The 15,783-nt window shown below is 71.2% G+C and carries 16 protein-coding genes and 1 pseudogene; 8 read left to right on the forward strand and 9 right to left on the reverse strand.

Annotated elements, in window-relative coordinates; genetic code table 11:
* Positions 1 to 243 precede the first annotated feature (243 nt).
* Entirely contained in the window at positions 244 to 885 is a 642-nt protein-coding gene (locus OG982_RS05360; RefSeq protein ID WP_266789262.1) for a DNA-3-methyladenine glycosylase, read from the reverse strand.
* A gap of 122 nt (positions 886 to 1,007) precedes the next feature.
* Here OG982_RS05360 and OG982_RS05365 point away from each other — a divergent pair, with 122 nt between their 5' ends.
* The 3 genes from OG982_RS05365 to OG982_RS05375 all read left to right on the forward strand — a co-directional run bounded on the left by OG982_RS05365 (position 1,008) and on the right by OG982_RS05375 (position 3,025).
* Positions 1,008 to 1,790: a sporulation protein gene (locus tag OG982_RS05365; RefSeq protein WP_266789260.1), complete on the forward strand. Its 783-nt coding sequence runs from the start codon at positions 1,008 to 1,010 to the stop codon at positions 1,788 to 1,790.
* Positions 1,791 to 1,838: 48 nt separating this feature from the next.
* On the forward strand, positions 1,839 to 2,372 hold the full coding sequence (locus tag OG982_RS05370; protein ID WP_266789258.1) for a YbhB/YbcL family Raf kinase inhibitor-like protein: 534 nt from the start codon (positions 1,839 to 1,841) through the stop codon (positions 2,370 to 2,372).
* Positions 2,373 to 2,521: 149 nt separating this feature from the next.
* The gene (locus OG982_RS05375) at positions 2,522 to 3,025 is read left to right on the forward strand and encodes an HNH endonuclease (protein WP_266789256.1); all 504 of its coding nucleotides are present in this window, start codon (positions 2,522 to 2,524) and stop codon (positions 3,023 to 3,025) included.
* Between the two features lie 57 nt (positions 3,026 to 3,082).
* Here OG982_RS05375 and OG982_RS05380 read toward each other — a convergent pair whose 3' ends face one another.
* The 4 genes from OG982_RS05380 to OG982_RS05395 form a co-directional block, all read right to left on the reverse strand.
* Positions 3,083 to 3,859, reverse strand: a complete 777-nt coding sequence (locus tag OG982_RS05380) for a sulfite exporter TauE/SafE family protein (RefSeq protein WP_266789255.1) — start codon at positions 3,857 to 3,859, stop codon at positions 3,083 to 3,085.
* Between the two features lie 90 nt (positions 3,860 to 3,949).
* Entirely contained in the window at positions 3,950 to 4,918 is a 969-nt protein-coding gene (locus OG982_RS05385) for an SPFH domain-containing protein (protein ID WP_266789253.1), read from the reverse strand.
* 104 nt (positions 4,919 to 5,022) lie between these two features.
* A complete protein-coding gene (locus OG982_RS05390; protein WP_266789251.1) occupies positions 5,023 to 5,451 on the reverse strand; it encodes an NfeD family protein in 429 nt (142 codons plus the stop codon).
* A gap of 72 nt (positions 5,452 to 5,523) precedes the next feature.
* Positions 5,524 to 6,318, reverse strand: coding sequence for an ABC transporter ATP-binding protein (locus tag OG982_RS05395; RefSeq protein WP_266789250.1), 795 nt, complete (start codon positions 6,316 to 6,318; stop codon positions 5,524 to 5,526).
* A gap of 145 nt (positions 6,319 to 6,463) precedes the next feature.
* On the opposite strand from OG982_RS05395, the gene OG982_RS05400 reads away from it, so the two are divergent.
* A complete protein-coding gene (locus OG982_RS05400) occupies positions 6,464 to 7,246 on the forward strand; it encodes a hypothetical protein (protein WP_266789248.1) in 783 nt (260 codons plus the stop codon).
* A gap of 319 nt (positions 7,247 to 7,565) precedes the next feature.
* On the opposite strand, the gene OG982_RS05405 is transcribed toward OG982_RS05400, so the two are convergent.
* The 3 genes from OG982_RS05405 to OG982_RS05415 all read right to left on the reverse strand — a co-directional run bounded on the left by OG982_RS05405 (position 7,566) and on the right by OG982_RS05415 (position 9,797).
* Complete coding sequence (locus tag OG982_RS05405) at positions 7,566 to 7,811, reverse strand: chaplin (protein WP_323139229.1); 246 nt, start codon at positions 7,809 to 7,811, stop codon at positions 7,566 to 7,568.
* A 200-nt stretch (positions 7,812 to 8,011) separates the two neighbouring features.
* On the reverse strand, positions 8,012 to 8,662 hold the full coding sequence (locus OG982_RS05410; protein ID WP_266789247.1) for a response regulator transcription factor: 651 nt from the start codon (positions 8,660 to 8,662) through the stop codon (positions 8,012 to 8,014).
* Complete coding sequence (locus OG982_RS05415) at positions 8,655 to 9,797, reverse strand: GAF domain-containing sensor histidine kinase (RefSeq protein ID WP_266789245.1); 1,143 nt, start codon at positions 9,795 to 9,797, stop codon at positions 8,655 to 8,657. The genes OG982_RS05410 and OG982_RS05415 overlap by 8 nt, the downstream gene beginning before the upstream one ends.
* Before the next feature lie 157 nt (positions 9,798 to 9,954).
* On the opposite strand from OG982_RS05415, the gene OG982_RS05420 reads away from it, so the two are divergent.
* The 3 genes from OG982_RS05420 (at position 9,955) to OG982_RS05430 (ending at position 12,756) form a co-directional block, all read left to right on the forward strand.
* Positions 9,955 to 10,671, forward strand: a complete 717-nt coding sequence (locus tag OG982_RS05420; RefSeq protein ID WP_266789243.1) for an SDR family oxidoreductase — start codon at positions 9,955 to 9,957, stop codon at positions 10,669 to 10,671.
* A complete protein-coding gene (locus OG982_RS05425) occupies positions 10,668 to 11,759 on the forward strand; it encodes an S-adenosylmethionine:tRNA ribosyltransferase-isomerase (RefSeq protein WP_266948002.1) in 1,092 nt (363 codons plus the stop codon). The genes OG982_RS05420 and OG982_RS05425 overlap by 4 nt, the downstream gene beginning before the upstream one ends.
* Before the next feature lie 307 nt (positions 11,760 to 12,066).
* A complete protein-coding gene (locus OG982_RS05430) occupies positions 12,067 to 12,756 on the forward strand; it encodes a transglycosylase SLT domain-containing protein (RefSeq protein ID WP_266789239.1) in 690 nt (229 codons plus the stop codon).
* Positions 12,757 to 12,898: 142 nt separating this feature from the next.
* Here the strand turns inward: OG982_RS05430 and OG982_RS05435 are convergent, their stop codons facing one another.
* Entirely contained in the window at positions 12,899 to 15,412 is a 2,514-nt protein-coding gene (locus OG982_RS05435) for an FHA domain-containing protein (protein WP_266789237.1), read from the reverse strand.
* A gap of 283 nt (positions 15,413 to 15,695) precedes the next feature.
* Here OG982_RS05435 and OG982_RS30945 point away from each other — a divergent pair.
* Positions 15,696 to 15,779, forward strand: a pseudogene (locus OG982_RS30945) (hypothetical protein); the annotation flags it as partial.
* Between the last annotated feature and the right edge of the window lie 4 nt (positions 15,780 to 15,783).

Raw genomic sequence — 15,783 nt, forward strand, 5'->3', positions numbered from 1 at the left:
CGCCGTTTCCGGTTTGGATTTGAATTCGGTGGCCGTTGGGGGCCTTTGCCTTTCGGCGCTCCACCACATTAGCGCTTATCCCGTGCGGCTCATAATCGGCCGCTTGGAATCGAATTCGGGCATGCCGAATAAGACCCCGCCAGGGGTAAGTCGTAGGTAGTGGGTTGGCCGCTCTGGGGGTCTGCTGATGGCAGTGCCCCGTTCAAGCGGCTCGGGCTACGTTAGGCGTCCGTCACAGCCGAGTCAAGTTGAGCGACGGCGTGGCGCGTGGGCGCGGTACGGGCTCACCGTCGGGTCGTGAGTGATCCAGTAGCGGTACGGGTGGGCCGCGCCGGCGCCGCCGACTCCGGTGCGGGGGCCCGAGCTCACCAGGTCGGGCGAGGTCGGCGTGCCCGCGAGCAGGGACAAGGGGGAATCGGGGCCACCGCAGAGATCGGTGCCGTCCAGGGAGCGGTCCACGTCCAGCGCGGTGGCCAGGCGAGCGGGACCTTTGGCCAGTTCCCGGTCCGATCTGGCGGAAATACGACGTTTGCGGGCGAGGTCCGCGCCCGTGGTGATCTCGCCCGCGCGCAGCAGGACCCCGCTCGCGTGCTCCGGCGGGCCGCACACCAGGTTGAGGCTGAACCACATGCCGTAGATGAAGTAGACGTACGCGTGTCCGGGCGGACCGAACATCGACGCGTTGCGGGCGGTGCGGCCCCGGTAGGCGTGGGAGCCGGGGTCGGCCTCGCCCTCGTAGGCCTCGACCTCCGTGATGCGGAGTTCGAGGGGGCCTTCCGGAGTACGGCGGACGAGGGTGCGGCCGAGGAGGTCCGGGGCCACGGTGAGGACCGGCCGGTCGAAGAAGGACCGGGGCAGGGGCGTACGGTCGGGGCGCGCGCTCATCCGGTCGAGCGTAGTGGAACCGGGGCGACTCCCCAGGTGGTGCAACCGGGACCTAAGGTTCCGCGTTTGTAAGGGGTAGTCGCACAACAGTCCTTCAGCAGTCCGTTTAGGGGAGTCAGAGCATGGGGTTCAGGAAGCTGTTCGCGAGCCTGGGTGCCGGTGGTGCTTCGGTGGACACGATCATCACCGAGCCGAACGTCGTTCCGGGCGGGATCGTCCAGGGTGAGGTGCGGATCCAGGGCGGATCCGTGGAGCAGCAGATCGAGGGCCTGTCCGTCGGCCTGCAGGCCCGGGTCGAGGTCGAGGGCAACGACGGCGAGTACAAGCAGGACATCGTCTTCAACAAGCAGCGCCTCGGCGGTGCCTTCCAGGTGCAGGCGGGCGCGCTGCACGTCGTCCCGTTCGGGCTGGAGATCCCGTGGGAGACGCCGATCACCCACTTCGGCGGCCAGCACCTGCACGGGATGAACATCGGGGTCAGCACCGAGCTGGAGATCGCCCGTGCGGTGGACGCCGGTGACCTCGACGCGATCAACGTGCACCCGGTGCCGGCGCAGCAGGCGATCCTGGATGCGTTCCGTCAGCTCGGCTTCAGTTTCCGCAGCGCGGACATGGAGCGCGGACACATCCGCGGGACGCGGCAGACGCTGCCGTTCTACCAGGAGATCGAGTTCCTGCCGCCGTCGCAGTACCGCGGGCTGAACCAGGTGGAGCTGACCTTCGTCTCGGACGGCAACGAGATGGACGTCGTCCTGGAGATGGACAAGAAGCCCGGTCTGTTCAGCGAGGGCAGCGACACGTACCGCTGCTTCCAGGTGGGGCTGCAGTCGTACCAGAGCACGGACTGGGCCGCGTACCTGAACCAGTGGATCGCCTCGGTCGGTTCGCAGCGCAACTGGTTCTGAGCGGATCTAGGCTCGGGCCGTAACGGTTCGCGATCAGGAGGTTCAGCAGTGGCCGAGCAGAACAGGGCGCCTCTTCCGCACGACTTCCACCCCGAGGTGCACGCCTTCTCCGTGGTGAGTTCGGACGTCACGCACGGGGCGGACCTGGGTGACGCCCAGGTGCTGCGGGGCGGGAACCTTTCGCCGCACCTGCGGTGGGAGGGCTTCCCGGAGGGCACGAAGAGTTTCGCCGTGACGTGCTTCGATCCGGACGCGCCGACGGGCAGCGGGTTCTGGCACTGGGTGCTCTTCGATCTGCCGGCATCGGTCACCGAGCTGCCCGCCGGTGCGGGCAGCGGGAAGTTCGAGGGGCTGCCGGCCGGCGCGGTGCAGGTACGGAACGACTACGGCACGAAGGACTTCGGCGGGGCGGCTCCGCCGGCCGGGGAGCGGCACCGCTACGTGTTCACCGTGTACGCGGTGGATCAGGAGAAGCTCGGTCCGGGCGATGACGTCTCGCCCGCCGTGGTCGGGTTCAATCTGCGCTTCCACACGCTGGGTCGTGCCCAGCTGATCGCCGAGTACGAGGCTCCCGCGGGCTGATCGTTCGCCGAGCGTTTGCCCGGTCCTGGTCTAAAGGCGACCAGGACCGGGCATTTTTATTGCGTTGTCCCGCGTGGCGCGCGCGGCCAGAGTGGTTGCGGGCCTTGCCGCCAGGGTGGTCGCGGGCCTGCACACGGGAGGTGGGCGAGATGCGGGACACGCTGGTGCTGAATGCGAGCTTCGAGCCGCTGTCGACGGTGACGCTGAACCGGGCTGTGGTCCTGGTGCTCCAGGACAAGGCCGTCGTCGAACAGTCGCACCCCGAACTGCGTGTGCGCGGTGCCTCCATGGATCTTCCGATGCCCCGGGTGATCAGGCTCTGCCGGTACGTCCGGGTGCCGTTCCGAAGACATGCGCCCTGGTCACGGAGGGGGGTGCTGGCCCGGGACCAACACCGGTGCGCGTACTGCGGGAAGCGCGCCACGACCGTGGACCACGTACTGCCGCGGGCCCAGGGGGGTGGGGACACCTGGCTGAACACGGTGGCCTCCTGCGCCGAGGACAACCACCGCAAGGCGGCCCGGACTCCGGAGGAGGCGGGGATGCCGCTCCTCCGGAAGCCGTTCGTGCCGTCCCCGGCGGACGCGATGCTGCTCGCTCTGGGGGTGGGCGCCCGGGAGGCGCTGCCGGAGTGGCTGGAGCGCTCCGCCTAGACCGCACCCTTTGACGGTCCGGCCGCTCCGCTGGGCGACGTAACTTCGCTACGTCGGTCAGCGGAGCAGCAGCTGGACGATCGCGAGGATGCCGACCACCACGATGACCGCGCGGAGCACGGTCGGCGGGAGGCGGCGGCCGACCTTGGCGCCGATTTGGCCACCGATGGTGGAGCCGACGGCGATCAGGAGGACGGCCGTCCAGTCGAAGTCGGCGACGAAGAGGAAGAAGACGGCCGCGATGCCGTTGACGAGGGCCGCGATCACGTTCTTGACGGCGTTGATCCGTTGCAGGTCGTCGCGGAGCAGCAGGCCCATGAGGCCGAGGTAGAGCACGCCCTGGGCGGCGCCGAAGTAGCCTCCGTACGCGCTGGAGAACAGCATTCCGGTGAGCAGGGCCGGTCCGCCGTCGGGGTGTCCGGTGTCTCCTCCGGCGGCCTCCTGGCGCTTGCGCAGGGCGGCGGCCAGCCGGGGCTGGAGGACGACGAGCACGAGGGCCAGTCCGATGAGGATCGGCACGATCGTGTCGAAGGAGTCGGACGGCAGGGTGAGGAGCAGGATCGCTCCCGCGAGTCCGCCGACGAGGGAGACGGCGCCGAGTCGGATGACGCGGGCGCGCTGGCCCTTGAGTTCCTTGCGGTAGCCGATGGCTCCGCTGATGGAACCGGGCACCAGGCCGAGGGTGTTGGACACGTTGGCGGTGACCGGGGGCAGGCCGGTGGCGAGGAGCACCGGGAAGGTGATCAGGGTGCCGGAGCCGACGATGGTGTTGATGGTTCCGGCGCCGATGCCGGCGGCGAAGACCGCGAGTGATTCCCAGATGGACATGGACATGGACTGGGCCATCCCCTTTGCATGAGTGAGTCGCCTCCCCGCCATGAAGGTCGAGGGGCCTCACTGATCATGCAGGAGGGGACGGGCCGTTCAGTCGATGGGGGGCTGTTCGCGGCGGTCGGCCGCGCCCGTGTCGCCGGCGGTCTTGCCGGGGTTCTGCGGGTTGAAGCCCGAACCGCCGCCCATGGGGCCGAAGTTGCCCATGGCGCCGGAGAGGCCCTTGAGGGCGTCGCCGATCTCGCTGGGCACGATCCAGAGCTTGTTGGCGTCGCCCTCTGCGATCTTCGGGAGCATCTGGAGGTACTGGTAGGCCAGGAGCTTCTGGTCGGCGTCCCCGGCGTGGATGGACTCGAAGACCGTACGGATGGCCTGCGCCTCGCCCTCGGCACGCAGGGCGGCGGCCTTGGCGTCACCTTCGGCGCGCAGGATCGAGGACTGCTTCTCGCCCTCGGCGCGCAGGATCTCGGACTGGCGGACACCCTCGGCCTGGAGGATCGCGGCGCGCTTGTCGCGGTCGGCGCGCATCTGCTTCTCCATCGAGTCCTGGATGGAGGTCGGCGGCTCGATGGCCTTGAGCTCGACGCGGTTGACGCGGATGCCCCACTTGCCGGTGGCCTCGTCGAGGACACCGCGCAGCGCGGCGTTGATCTCCTCGCGGGAGGTGAGGGTCCGCTCCAGGTCCATGCCGCCGATGATGTTGCGCAGGGTGGTGACGGTGAGCTGCTCGATGGCCTGGATGTAGCTGGCCACTTCGTACGTCGCGGCGCGGGCGTCGGTCACCTGGTAGTAGATGACGGTGTCGATGTTGACGACCAGGTTGTCCTGGGTGATGACCGGCTGCGGCGGGAAGGGGACGACCTGTTCGCGGAGGTCGATCCGGTTGCGGATCGAGTCGATGAACGGGACGACGATGTTGAGGCCCGCGTTGAGGGTGCGGGTGTAGCGGCCGAACCGCTCGACGATGGCGGCGCTGGCCTGCGGGATCACCTGGATCGTCTTGACCAGTGCGATGAAGACCAGAACCACCAGAATGATCAGGACGATGATGATCGGTTGCATGCGGTTCCCCGTGCCCTTCCGGCTGTCTGTGCTGCCCCGTTGAGCGGAGTCTCGCAGACCCGGGGGCCGCGAGTCGGCTGCTTAACGCACAAGCTCTTATCGGCTCACATCACGATCGCGGTGGCTCCGTCGATCTCCACGACGTCCACCTGCTGGCCCGGTTCGAAGATGCTGTCCGCGTCGAGCGTGCGCGCCGACCAGATCTCGCCGGCGAGTTTGATGCGGCCGCCGCTGCCGTCGACGCGTTCGAGCACGACGGCGCTTCTGCCCTTCAACGCGTCGATTCCGCTGCGGTGTTGGGGCCGCTGGTCGCGGTGCCGGTTCGCGATGGGCCGTACGACGGCGATCAGCGCCACCGACACGATGACGAACACCAGGACCTGCGCCACCACTCCCCCGCCGAGCGCGGCGGTGATCGCGGCGGCGACGGCGCCCACGGCGAACATGCCGAACTCCGGCAGTGCCGTCAGGACGAGGGGGATGCCCAGTCCGACCGCGCCGATGAGCCACCACACCCATGCGTCGATGTTCACATGGTCATGGTAGGTCGGGCGGGCGCGGTCCGGACAGGGTGCGGGGCGCGCGTACCGCTCGTACGAGCCGTCCTAGCGCAGGGGGAGGCCCTGGGCGGTCCAGCGGTCGTGCTCGGTGCGCTCGACGACGAGCGGGAGGCCGAAGCACAGGGAGAGGTTCCGCGAGGTCAGTTCGAGGTCGATGGGACCGGCGGTGACGACCTTGCCCTGCCGGATCATCAGCACGTGGGTGAAGCCGGGGGCGATCTCCTCGACGTGGTGCGTGACCATGGCCATCGACGGCGCGAGCGGGTCGCGGGCGAGGCGGCCGAGGCGGCGTACGAGGTCCTCGCGGCCGCCGAGGTCCAGGCCGGCGGCGGGCTCGTCGAGGAGCAGCAGCTCGGGGTCGGTCATCAGGGCGCGGGCGATCAGGGTGCGCTTGCGCTCGCCCTCGGAGAGGGTGCCGAACTTCCGGTCGAGGTACTCGGTCATGCCGAGGCGGTCGAGGAAGGCGCGGGCGCGCTGCTCGTCGATCTCCTCGTACTCCTCCTGCCAGGTCGCCGTCATGCCGTAGGCGGCGGTGAGGACGGTCTGGAGGACGGTCTGCCGCTTCGGCAGCTTGTCGGCCATGGCGATGCCGGCCACGCCGATGCGCGGGCGCAGCTCGAACACGTCCACCTTGCCGAGGGTGCTGCCGAGGATGGTGGCGGTGCCCTTGGTGGGGAAGAGGTAGCTGGAGGCGACGTTGAGCAGGGTGGTCTTCCCGGCGCCGTTGGGGCCGAGGATCACCCAGCGTTCCCCTTCCTTGACCGACCAGGAGACCTGGTCCACCAGAGCCCGGCCCTCGCGGACCACGGATACGTCCACCAGCTCCAGAACATCGCTCATGAGCGTGTTGTCTCCCCTTGCAGTCTCGGTTCGCTGTGTGCACCTGTAGGCGCAGCCCCAGGGGAAAACCTACGCCACTCGCGGAGCGGTCCGGGCGCCAGGCCGGGTGCCGGGGGCCGCGGGGGCCGATCCGTAAAGTGGGGGGATGCTTTTCGAACCACGTTCAGGGCGGCTGGCCGCCTGGGGGAACGCGCTGCTGGCAGGTCTGGTCTCGCCCGACGAGGCCGTGTTGTCGATCGTGGGCGAGGACGCCGTGCACCGTGTGGCGGGGCTGCCGGGGGAATCGGGTCCGGTGGGGCTCACGCTCGCGCTCGGGCGGATGCGGGCGCTGGGGGTGACGGGGCTGCGGGTCGCGCTGCCGGCGCCGGGGCATCCGCTGGGGCTGAGCGGGCCGCCGGAGTTCAACGCGCGGGCGCTGGAGGCCGAGGAGGCGGTGGTCGCGGTGGGGGCGGCGCTGGGCCTGGTGCCGGAGGTGGCCGAGGCCGGGCCGGAGGGGGACGTGCACATCTCGGTGACGTGGCACGTACTGCCGGTACGGGAGGCTCCGCCGGCGGACGTGCCGTCGCTGAGCGAGGCGGAGCGGGAGCTGGCGGAGGCGCTGCGCGAGGCGACGGTGGTGCTGACGCGGCTGGACGTGGCGGCGTCGGGGCCGGTGGCTGAGGCGGCGCTGTCGGCGTACCGGGCGCGGGCGGAGGCGGGGCGGGAGGCGTTGGCGCCGGGGTATCCGGCGCGGGCGGTACGGGTGCTGGCGCTGGCGCAGCGGGTGGACCTGATGGTGTCGCTGGCGTACGAGAACGGGCACGGGGGTGCGGTGGCCGCCTCGGAGATGGCGGCGCGGGCCGAGGCGTTGCGGCCGGTCGAGCGGGTCGCCCGGCGGGCGTTGGTCGCGGCGTACAACTCGGCCGTGGAGGAGCGGGAGCGGGGTTAGCGCCGACCCGGCCCGGCCCGGACCGCGGCCCCGGGCTGCGAGCGGCCCCGGGCTGCGAGCGGCCCCGGGCTGCGAGCGGCCCCGGGCTGCGAGCGGTCTTCCTGGGGCTCCGCCCCAGATCCCGTCCGGGGGTACCCCCGCGCCTCGAACGCCGGCGGGGCTGGGTCGTGCCGCGGCCCCGCTTCCCGGGGAGAGGTGGGGGGAAGCGGGGCCGCGGGTGTTGCGGGCCGGGCTCGGTGCGACGGGGGTCGGCGGCGGGCGTCTCGTGGACGGTCCGACGCGGTGGGCCCGGCGTCCGGCGCGGCGGGGGTCCGGCCGGTTAGGCGTTCACGCCCGTGTTGCCCCAGACGCCGTTCAGCAGGCCGATCACGGTGACCGTGTTGCCGACCACGTTCACGGGGACGTGGACCGGGGCCTGGATGAGGTTGCCGGAGACGACGCCCGGGGAGCCCGCGGCCTCGCCCTCGGCCGACGCGCCGCCGTGCGCCGAGGAGACGCCGGCGCCCGCGGCAAGGAGGCCGCCCGCGATCATGGTGACGGCAGTGGCCTTCTTGATGTTCTTCACGTTCTTCGTCCTCCAGTACGTCCGCCGCGGCCAGCCGCCGCGGCACGCACTGGAGAACGGTCGCCGCGCGGTCGGGATACGCCATGTGGGCGACATACACCCGACCGTATGAATCTCGGATCGGAACTGGACGGAACCGGATGGTCCAGGATGGTCCGGTCTGGTCCGCGATGATCCGGGATGGTCCGCTTCGGACCGGGTCAGTCTCCGATGCCGTGTCTGACCGCCCACAGCGCCGCCTGGGTACGGTCCGCCACGTCCAGCTTCATCAGGATGTTCGAGACGTGCGTCTTGACGGTCTTCTCCGACAGGACGAGCGCCCGGGCGATCTCCCGGTTCGAGCGGCCGTCCGCTATGTGCGACAGCACCTCGCGCTCGCGGTCCGTCAGCGTGCCGCCGCGGCTCGACGACGGGGACTGGTCGTCCTGCGTGAGCAGGGCCACCGCCACCTCCGGCTGGAGCAGGACGTGGCCCGCGTGGACGGAGCGGATGGCACCGGCCAGGGCGTCGGGGTCGATGTCCTTGTAGACGTACCCGGCCGCGCCGGCCCGCAGGGCGGGAACCACCGTGCGCTGCTCCGTGAAGCTGGTGACGATCAGCACCCGCGCCGGGTTCTCCAGCTCGCGCAGCCGCCGCAGCGCCTCGATGCCGTCGGTGCCCGGCATCTTGATGTCCATGAGGATCACGTCGGGCCGCAGTTCCTCGGCGCGGGCGATGCCCTCCTCGCCGTCGGAGGCCTCGCCGACCACCTCGATGTCGTCCTGCACCTCCAGGAAGGTGCGCAGGCCGCGCCGGACCACCTGGTGGTCGTCGACGAGCAGGACGCGGACCTTGCCGGGTGTGTCAGCCACCGGGGACCTCCATCTCGATCGTGGTGCCCGTTCCGGGCTCCGAGTGCACGGTGAGCCGGCCGCCGACGCCGCTCGCGCGGTCCCGCATGGAGACCAGGCCGAGGTGGCGCCCCGCCCGGCGGACCGCGGAGGGGACGAAGCCCTTGCCGTTGTCCGTCACGCGGAGGGTCGCGCCGCCGGCCACGCGGGCCAGGGTGACCTCGACGAGGTCGGCGTCCGAGTGGCGCAGGGCGTTGTGGAGGGCCTCCTGGGCGACCCGGAGCAGCGCCTCCTCCTGGGTCGCGGGCAGGGCCCGTACGCCGTCACAGGTGAAGGTGACGCGCGCGGTGTGCGCCCGGTCGAGTACGCGTACGTGGTTGCGCAGGGTCGCCACCAGCCCGTCCTCGTCGAGGGCGGTGGGGCGCAGCTCGGTCACGGCGGCGCGCAGTTCGTCGGCGGCCTCCGCGGCGAGGGCCGCGACCTGCTGGAGCTCGCCCTTGGCCCGGGCCGGGTCGCGGTCCACGAGGGCGGCGGCGGCCTGGGCGGTGAGGCGGAGCGAGAACAGCTTCTGGCTGACGGCGTCGTGGAGCTCGTGGGCGAGCCGGGAGCGCTCCTCGGCGATGGTGAGCTCGCGGCTGCGCTCGTAGAGCCGGGCGTTGGTGAGGGCGATCGCCGCGTGCTGGGCGAGGAGGCCGAGGAGGTCCTCGTCCTCGTCGGTGAAGCCGCGGCCGTCGCCCCTCTTGTTGGCGAGGAAGAGGGCGCCGAGGGTCTCCTCGCCGTCCCGGACGGGTACGCCGAGGAAATCGGACATCTCGGGGTGGCCGGGGGGCCAGCCCTCGAAGCGCGGGTCCTGGCGTACGTCGGCCAGTCGCTCGGGGCCGTCGTCGTGGAGCATCGCGGCGAGGATGCCGTGCTGGCGGGGCAGCGGGCCGATGCGGCGCCACTGCTCGTCCGTGATGCCGTCGACGACGAACTGGGCGAAGCCGCCGTGGTCGTCCGGGACGCCGAGGGCCGCGTACTCGGCGTCCAGCAGCTCTCGGGCCGAGACGACGATCGTGCGCAGGACGTCGCGGACCTCCAGACGGCGGCTCATGGCGAGCAGCGCCGTGCTCACGGCGGCGAGGCCGGTGCGGGGTCCGTGTCGTCCGGTGTGCATGGGATCACCGTACCGGCGGGGTTGATCACGCGGATCGGACCGCAGGCGTAGGGCGAAGGGCCCGGTGGGAGTGGGGCGGGCGGCCGAGGCGGCGGGGCGGGGCGCCTTCCTAGGTTGGGGGCATCTGCTCATGAGGACGAAAGGTGGGGGTGCGGTCATGTCGGTGGCGATGGTGACGGGGGCTTCGCGGGGGCTGGGCCGGGCACTGGCCGGGGAGCTGGCGGCGCGCGGCTGGGACCTGGTGGTGACCGCTCGGGGCGCGGACGCCTTGGCGGACGCGGCGCGGGAGCTGGCGCGGACGGCGGGGGTGCGGGTCACGGCGCTGGCCGGGGACGTGTCCTCGGCGGAGCACCGGGCGGCGCTGGTGGCGGCGGCGCGGGGGCTCGGTGGGCTGGACCTGCTGGTGAACAACGCGGGGGTGCTCGGGGCGGAGCCGCTGGTGCCGTTGGCGTCGCACTCGCTGGAGGGGTTGCGGGAGGCGTTCGAGGTGAACGTGGTGGGGCCGCTGGGGCTGGTGCAGGAGGCGCTGGCGCTGTTGCGGGCCTCGGAGGCGGGCGCCGTGCTGAACATCAGCTCGGACGCGGCGGTGGTGGCGTACGAGACGTGGGGGGCGTACGGGGCGACGAAGGCGGCGGGGGACCTGCTGTCGGCCGCCTTGGCGGTGGAGGAGCCGGGGCTGCGGGTGTGGTGGGCGGACCCGGGGTCGATGCGGACGCGGATGATGGCGGCGGCGGAGCCCGGGGAGGACCTGGCGGGGCTGCCGACGCCGGAGGAGGTGGCTCCGGTGCTCCTGCGCCTAGTGGCGGACGGCCTGCCGAGCGGCCGCTACACGGCCGAGGGCCTGGCGGCGGCTCGCGTGGGGGGTGGGCGATGAGCGGGGGTCGGGGGGCTCGGGAGACGAGTCTGTATATAAAGGACATTCCGCCGGATCTGGTGGCCCGGGTCCCCGCCGAGCAGCGGGGGCCCGGCCGCGGGCGGGATTCCGTGCGGCTGCTGGTCTCGCCGGGCTCCGGCGCGGTGTCGCTGCACGCATTCCGGGAGCTGCCGGGGCTGCTGCGGGCCGGGGACGTCCTGGTGGTGAACACCTCGGCCACACTGCCGGCCGCGCTGGACGCGCGCTTGGGCGGCGAGGACGTGGTGGTGCACTTCTCGACGCGGGGTGAGGACCGCCGCTGGGCGGTGGAGCTGCGGGACCGGGCCGCAGGGGGGACGACCCGGCCCCGCGCCGGGGGGCCCGCCGGGGCGGTGGTGGAGCTGCCGGGCGGGCGGGCCCTCGTACTGGAGGAGCCGCTCGCGGCGGGGGCGGAGCGGCTGTGGTGGGCGCGGCCCTCGCTGGACGACGTACCGGGGCTGCTGCGGGCGTACGGGCGGCCGATCCGCTACGCGTACACGGAGCGGGACCAGCCGTTGTCGGCGTACCAGACGGTGTTCGCGGTGCCGGCCGCCGACGGGTCGGGGTCGGCGGAGATGCCGAGCGCGGCGCGTCCCTTCACGGCGGAGCTGGTGGCGACGCTGGTGAGCCGGGGCGTGCAGTTCGCGCCGCTGACGCTGCACACCGGGGTGGCCTCGCAGGAGGCGCACGAACCGCCGTACCCCGAGCGGTACGAGGTGCCGGGGACGACGGCGTGGCTGGTGAACGCGGCGCGGGCGGCCGGGGGCCGGGTGATCGCGGTGGGGACGACGGCGGTGCGGGCGCTGGAGTCGGCCACCGGGCCGGACGGGGTGGTCCGGGCGGCCGGGGGCTGGACCGGCCTGGTGGTCACGCCCGAGCGCGGGGTACGCGTGGTGGACGGGCTGCTGACCGGGCTGCACGAGCCCGAGGCCTCGCACCTGCTGATGCTGGAGGCGGTCGCGGGGGCCGACGCCGTACGGCGCGGGTACGCCGAGGCGAGGGCCCGTCTCTGCCTCTGGCATGAGTTCGGGGACGTCCATCTGCTACTCAAGGATGAGAACAGTGACTGATTGCATTGCGTACGCAACGCATGGTGAGACCGTTACGTGGCCGATGTGAGCCCGCGCATAGGACCCACGTCACTTACGAAGTTCCCTAGTGGATAAATAAAGGCTGTGTCAGCGCTGCTGCGCCTAGAGCCATGCCCCGAAATCGGTCTTCTTCGGGCGGCCCTGATCCACTAAGCAGGATCGTACGTCACACCTTTGCCAGGCGATTTTGCCACCGCTAAGAATGGCCGTCGTCGCACAGCGCCGCAGATCCCGGATCATCGCGGCGCTTTCCTGCGGCTCCCGCTATTCGAAGAGGTTGCCACTCATGACCGAGACCACCACTCCCGGCCACAGTCGTCGTCTGACGAAGGCGCACAAGCTGTCGATCGCCGGTGTCGCCACCCTTGGTGCCGCCGCGCTCGCCTTCTCCCTCGTCCCCGGCACGGCCGGCGAGCAGAGCGGGACGGCCATCTCCGCCGCCCCCGTGGCCTGGACCCAGGTCGTGAACGGCACGCAGACGAAGGCCGTGCAGGCGCACCTCGGTGCCCAGCACGCCATCGCCGACAAGGTGGCGAAGGCCGACGCCAAGGCGAAGGCCGACGCGGACGCCAAGGCCAAGGCCGCCGCGGCCGCGAAGAAGGCGCGCGACGAGAAGGCGGCCGCCAGCCGCTCCGCCGTCCGCACCCCCGTCTTCGCGAACAACCTGGACGGCTGGATCAAGGAAGCCCTCTCCATCATGAAGAAGGAGGGCATCCCCGGCTCGTACGCGGGGATCCACCGCAACATCATGCGCGAGTCGAGCGGCAACCCCCGCGCGATCAACAACTGGGACATCAACGCCCAGAACGGCATTCCGTCGAAGGGCCTGCTCCAGGTCATTCAGCCGACCTTCGCCGCCTACCACGTCAAGGGCACGAAGTTCGACCTGTACGACCCGGTCGCCAACATCGTCGCCGCCTGCAACTACGCGGCCGACCGCTACGGCTCGATGGACAACGTCAACAGCGCCTACTGAGAGCGGCTGACGTCCTCGCCACGCGAAGACCCCCCATGCGCCTCAGGGCGGCACCCGGTATCCGGGTGCCGCCCTGAGGCGTTTCGTGCGTACGCGGCCTTGCCCGCGGGCCGCTGCTTGCGGGGCCGTTGCTCGCGGGCCGTTACTTGCCGGCGCGCATGACCTCGGGCTCGTGGCGGCGCAGCAGGCGCTGCACCAGGAAGCCGCAGGCGATGCCGAGGAGCACCAGGATGGTGATGTTCAGGCTCCACTGGCCGACCGTGGCGTCCCAGAGCGGGTCGGTGTTGGTCGGGTTGTCGGCGTCCCACGGCGGCATGAGCACGCCGAGGTTCAGCGTGGTGCCGGCGGCCGCGATGGCCCAGCGGGACGGCATCAGCCAGGCGAACTGCTCCAGGCCCGGGGAGTCGTACACCTGGAAGAGGATGCCGGTGAAGACGACCTGGACGATCGCGAACATGACGAGCAGCGGCATGGTCTTCTCGGCGGTCTTCACCAGCGAGGAGATCACCAGGCCGAACATCATCGAGGTGAAGCCGAGCGCGATGACCGACAGGCAGATCTCGACGGCCGGCGGCATGAGCAGGCCCTCGGCGGGCAGGTCGCGCGGGTAGAAGCCGATCCCGCAGATGATCACGCCCTGGACGGCCGTGATGACACCGAGGACGATCACCTTGGACATGAGGTACGCCGAGCGGGACAGGCCCGTCGCGCGCTCACGCTCGTAGATGACGCGTTCCTTGATCAGCTCACGGACCGAGTTGGCGGCGCCCGAGAAGCACATGCCGACCGCGAGGATCAGCATGATCGTGCCGGCGTCACCGTTGAAGCGGGACGGCGCCACGGGCGGCGCGAGGCCGAACTTGGCGGGGATGACCGTGGAAACCACGCCCAGGACCGCGGGCAGGATCAGCATCAGGCCGATGAAGCCCTTGTCGGACGCGATGACCGAGACGTAGCGGCGGATCAGCGTCCAGAGCTGCGAGCCCCAGCCCTGCGGCTTGGGCGGCATCATCTGCTGCGGCGAGGGCATCGCGACGGACTGCGGGGCGACCGCGTCGATGTCGGCGGCGTACATCTGGTAGTGCCGCGAGCCCTTCCAGCGGCCGGCCCAGTCGTAGTCGCGGTAGTCCTCGAACGCCGAGAAGACGTCCGCCCACGTGGCGTAGCCGAAGAAGTTCAGCGCATCGTCCGGCGGGCCGAAGTAGGCGACCGAACCGCCCGGGGCCATCACCAGAAGCTTGTCGCAGATGCCCAGCTCGGCAACCGAGTGGGTGACGACGAGGACCGTGCGGCCGTCGTCGGCGAGGCCGCGCAGCAGCTGCATGACGTCGCGGTCCATGCCCGGGTCGAGGCCGGAGGTCGGCTCGTCCAGGAAGATCAGCGACGGCTTGGTCAGCAGCTCCAGGGCCACGGACACGCGCTTGCGCTGACCGCCCGAGAGCGCGGTGATCTTCTTGTCCTTGTGGATGTCGAGCTTGAGCTCGCGCAGCACCTCGTCGATGCGGGCGGCGCGCTCGGACTCGGCGGTGTCGCCGGGGAAGCGGAGCTTGGCCGCGTACTTGAGGGCCGTGCTGACCTTCAGGTCCTTGTGCAGGATGTCGTCCTGCGGGACGAGGCCGATGCGCTGGCGGAGCTCCGCGAACTGCTTGTACAGGTTGCGGTTGTCGTAGAGGACGTCACCCTGGTCGGCGGGCCGGTAGCCGGTCAGCGCCTTGAGGAGGGTCGACTTGCCGGAGCCGGAGGGGCCGATGACGCCGATGAGCGACTTCTCCGGGACACCGAAGGTGACGTCCTTGAGGATCTGCTTGCCGCCGTCGACGGTGACCGTGAGGTGGCGGGCCGAGAAGGAGACGTCACCGGTGTCGACGAACTCCTCGAGGCGGTCACCGACGATCCGGAACGTCGAGTGGCCGACGCCGACGATGTCGTTCGGGCCGAGCATCGCGCTGCCGGACTTGGCGAGCGGCTGACCGTTGACGTAGGTGCCGTTGTGGCTGCCGAGGTCGTGGATCTCGAAGCGGCCGCCGGGCATCGAGCGGAACTCGGCGTGGTGGCGGGAGACCTGGAGGTCGGAGACCACCAGTTCGTTCTCCAGCGCACGGCCGATCCGCATGACGTGGCCCAGCGAGAACTGGTGGAACGTCGTCGGGCTGCGGTCGTCGTAGCCGGGGGTCGCGCCGTGCGCGGGGCGGGGCGCGGCCTGGCCGCCGCCCTGCTGGTGCGGGAGGTGCGGCTGCGGCGGCTGCTGGTGCTGCTGCGGGGCCTGCTGCTGCCAGGCCTGCTGCGGGGCCGGGGCTTCGTAGCCCGGGGCCTGGTAGGCGGGGGCCGCGGCCTGCGCCTGGTGGGCCACGGGCTGCGGCGCGGCGGCGGCGCTCAGATTCAGCCGCGGGCCGTCGGTGGCGTTGCCCAGGTGCACCGGCGTGCCGGGCACGAGCTCGGCCTGCTGGACCCGCGCTCCGTGCACGTACGTGCCGTTGGTGCTGCCGTGGTCCTCGATGCCCCAACCACGGCCGTTCCAGCTGATGGTGGCGTGTCGCCACGACACCCGTGCGTCATCGATCACCACGTCTCCCTGGGGGTCACGCCCCAGGGAGTACGACCTGGACGGATCGAGCGTCCAGGTCCTGCCATTCAATTCCAGTACGAGTTCCGGCACTCCAGCCCCACTTAAGTCCCCCGAGAATCCCCCTGATGCCAGGGAGTCTAGGGATGGCGAACATCCGGGGGAACTATTTCAGGCCTGCGCCCACATGTGGAATCGGGGCTGCTGGGTGGCGTCTACGTCTGCCCGTTGACGGGGTCGAAAGTCACCCGGAGAGTGAGATACGGGACTTCTCGCCCGGTGTCCCACCCACAGACGGGGGGCACGCATGCGCCGCATTCGCTGGGGAGACGTGGTCCTGTCCGGGGTCTGCGCCGTGGGCTGGTCCCTGATCGTGATGGCGGCGGTGGCCGCGCTCGGGCTGCGGCTGCTGGGCGCCGACGCGGCGGGGGGCTCGCTGGGGGCGATGACCGCGGCGGTGGTGG

This window comes from Streptomyces sp. NBC_01551 (assembly GCF_026339935.1).
Classification (GTDB): domain Bacteria; phylum Actinomycetota; class Actinomycetes; order Streptomycetales; family Streptomycetaceae; genus Streptomyces.

What these genes read in the sequence shown, in the direction of transcription:
- OG982_RS05360 (WP_266789262.1), bottom strand. Translation starts at nt 885, where the DNA reads ATGAGCGCGCGCCCCGACCGTACGCCCCTGCCCCGGTCCTTCTTCGAC.
- OG982_RS05365 (WP_266789260.1), top strand. Translation starts at nt 1,008, where the DNA reads ATGGGGTTCAGGAAGCTGTTCGCGAGCCTGGGTGCCGGTGGTGCTTCG.
- OG982_RS05375 (WP_266789256.1), top strand. Translation starts at nt 2,522, where the DNA reads ATGCGGGACACGCTGGTGCTGAATGCGAGCTTCGAGCCGCTGTCGACG.
- OG982_RS05380 (WP_266789255.1), bottom strand. Translation starts at nt 3,859, where the DNA reads ATGTCCATGTCCATCTGGGAATCACTCGCGGTCTTCGCCGCCGGCATC.
- OG982_RS05385 (WP_266789253.1), bottom strand. Translation starts at nt 4,918, where the DNA reads ATGCAACCGATCATCATCGTCCTGATCATTCTGGTGGTTCTGGTCTTC.
- OG982_RS05395 (WP_266789250.1), bottom strand. Translation starts at nt 6,318, where the DNA reads ATGAGCGATGTTCTGGAGCTGGTGGACGTATCCGTGGTCCGCGAGGGC.
- OG982_RS05400 (WP_266789248.1), top strand. Translation starts at nt 6,464, where the DNA reads ATGCTTTTCGAACCACGTTCAGGGCGGCTGGCCGCCTGGGGGAACGCG.
- OG982_RS05415 (WP_266789245.1), bottom strand. Translation starts at nt 9,797, where the DNA reads ATGCACACCGGACGACACGGACCCCGCACCGGCCTCGCCGCCGTGAGC.
- OG982_RS05420 (WP_266789243.1), top strand. Translation starts at nt 9,955, where the DNA reads ATGTCGGTGGCGATGGTGACGGGGGCTTCGCGGGGGCTGGGCCGGGCA.
- OG982_RS05425 (WP_266948002.1), top strand. Translation starts at nt 10,668, where the DNA reads ATGAGCGGGGGTCGGGGGGCTCGGGAGACGAGTCTGTATATAAAGGAC.
- OG982_RS05430 (WP_266789239.1), top strand. Translation starts at nt 12,067, where the DNA reads ATGACCGAGACCACCACTCCCGGCCACAGTCGTCGTCTGACGAAGGCG.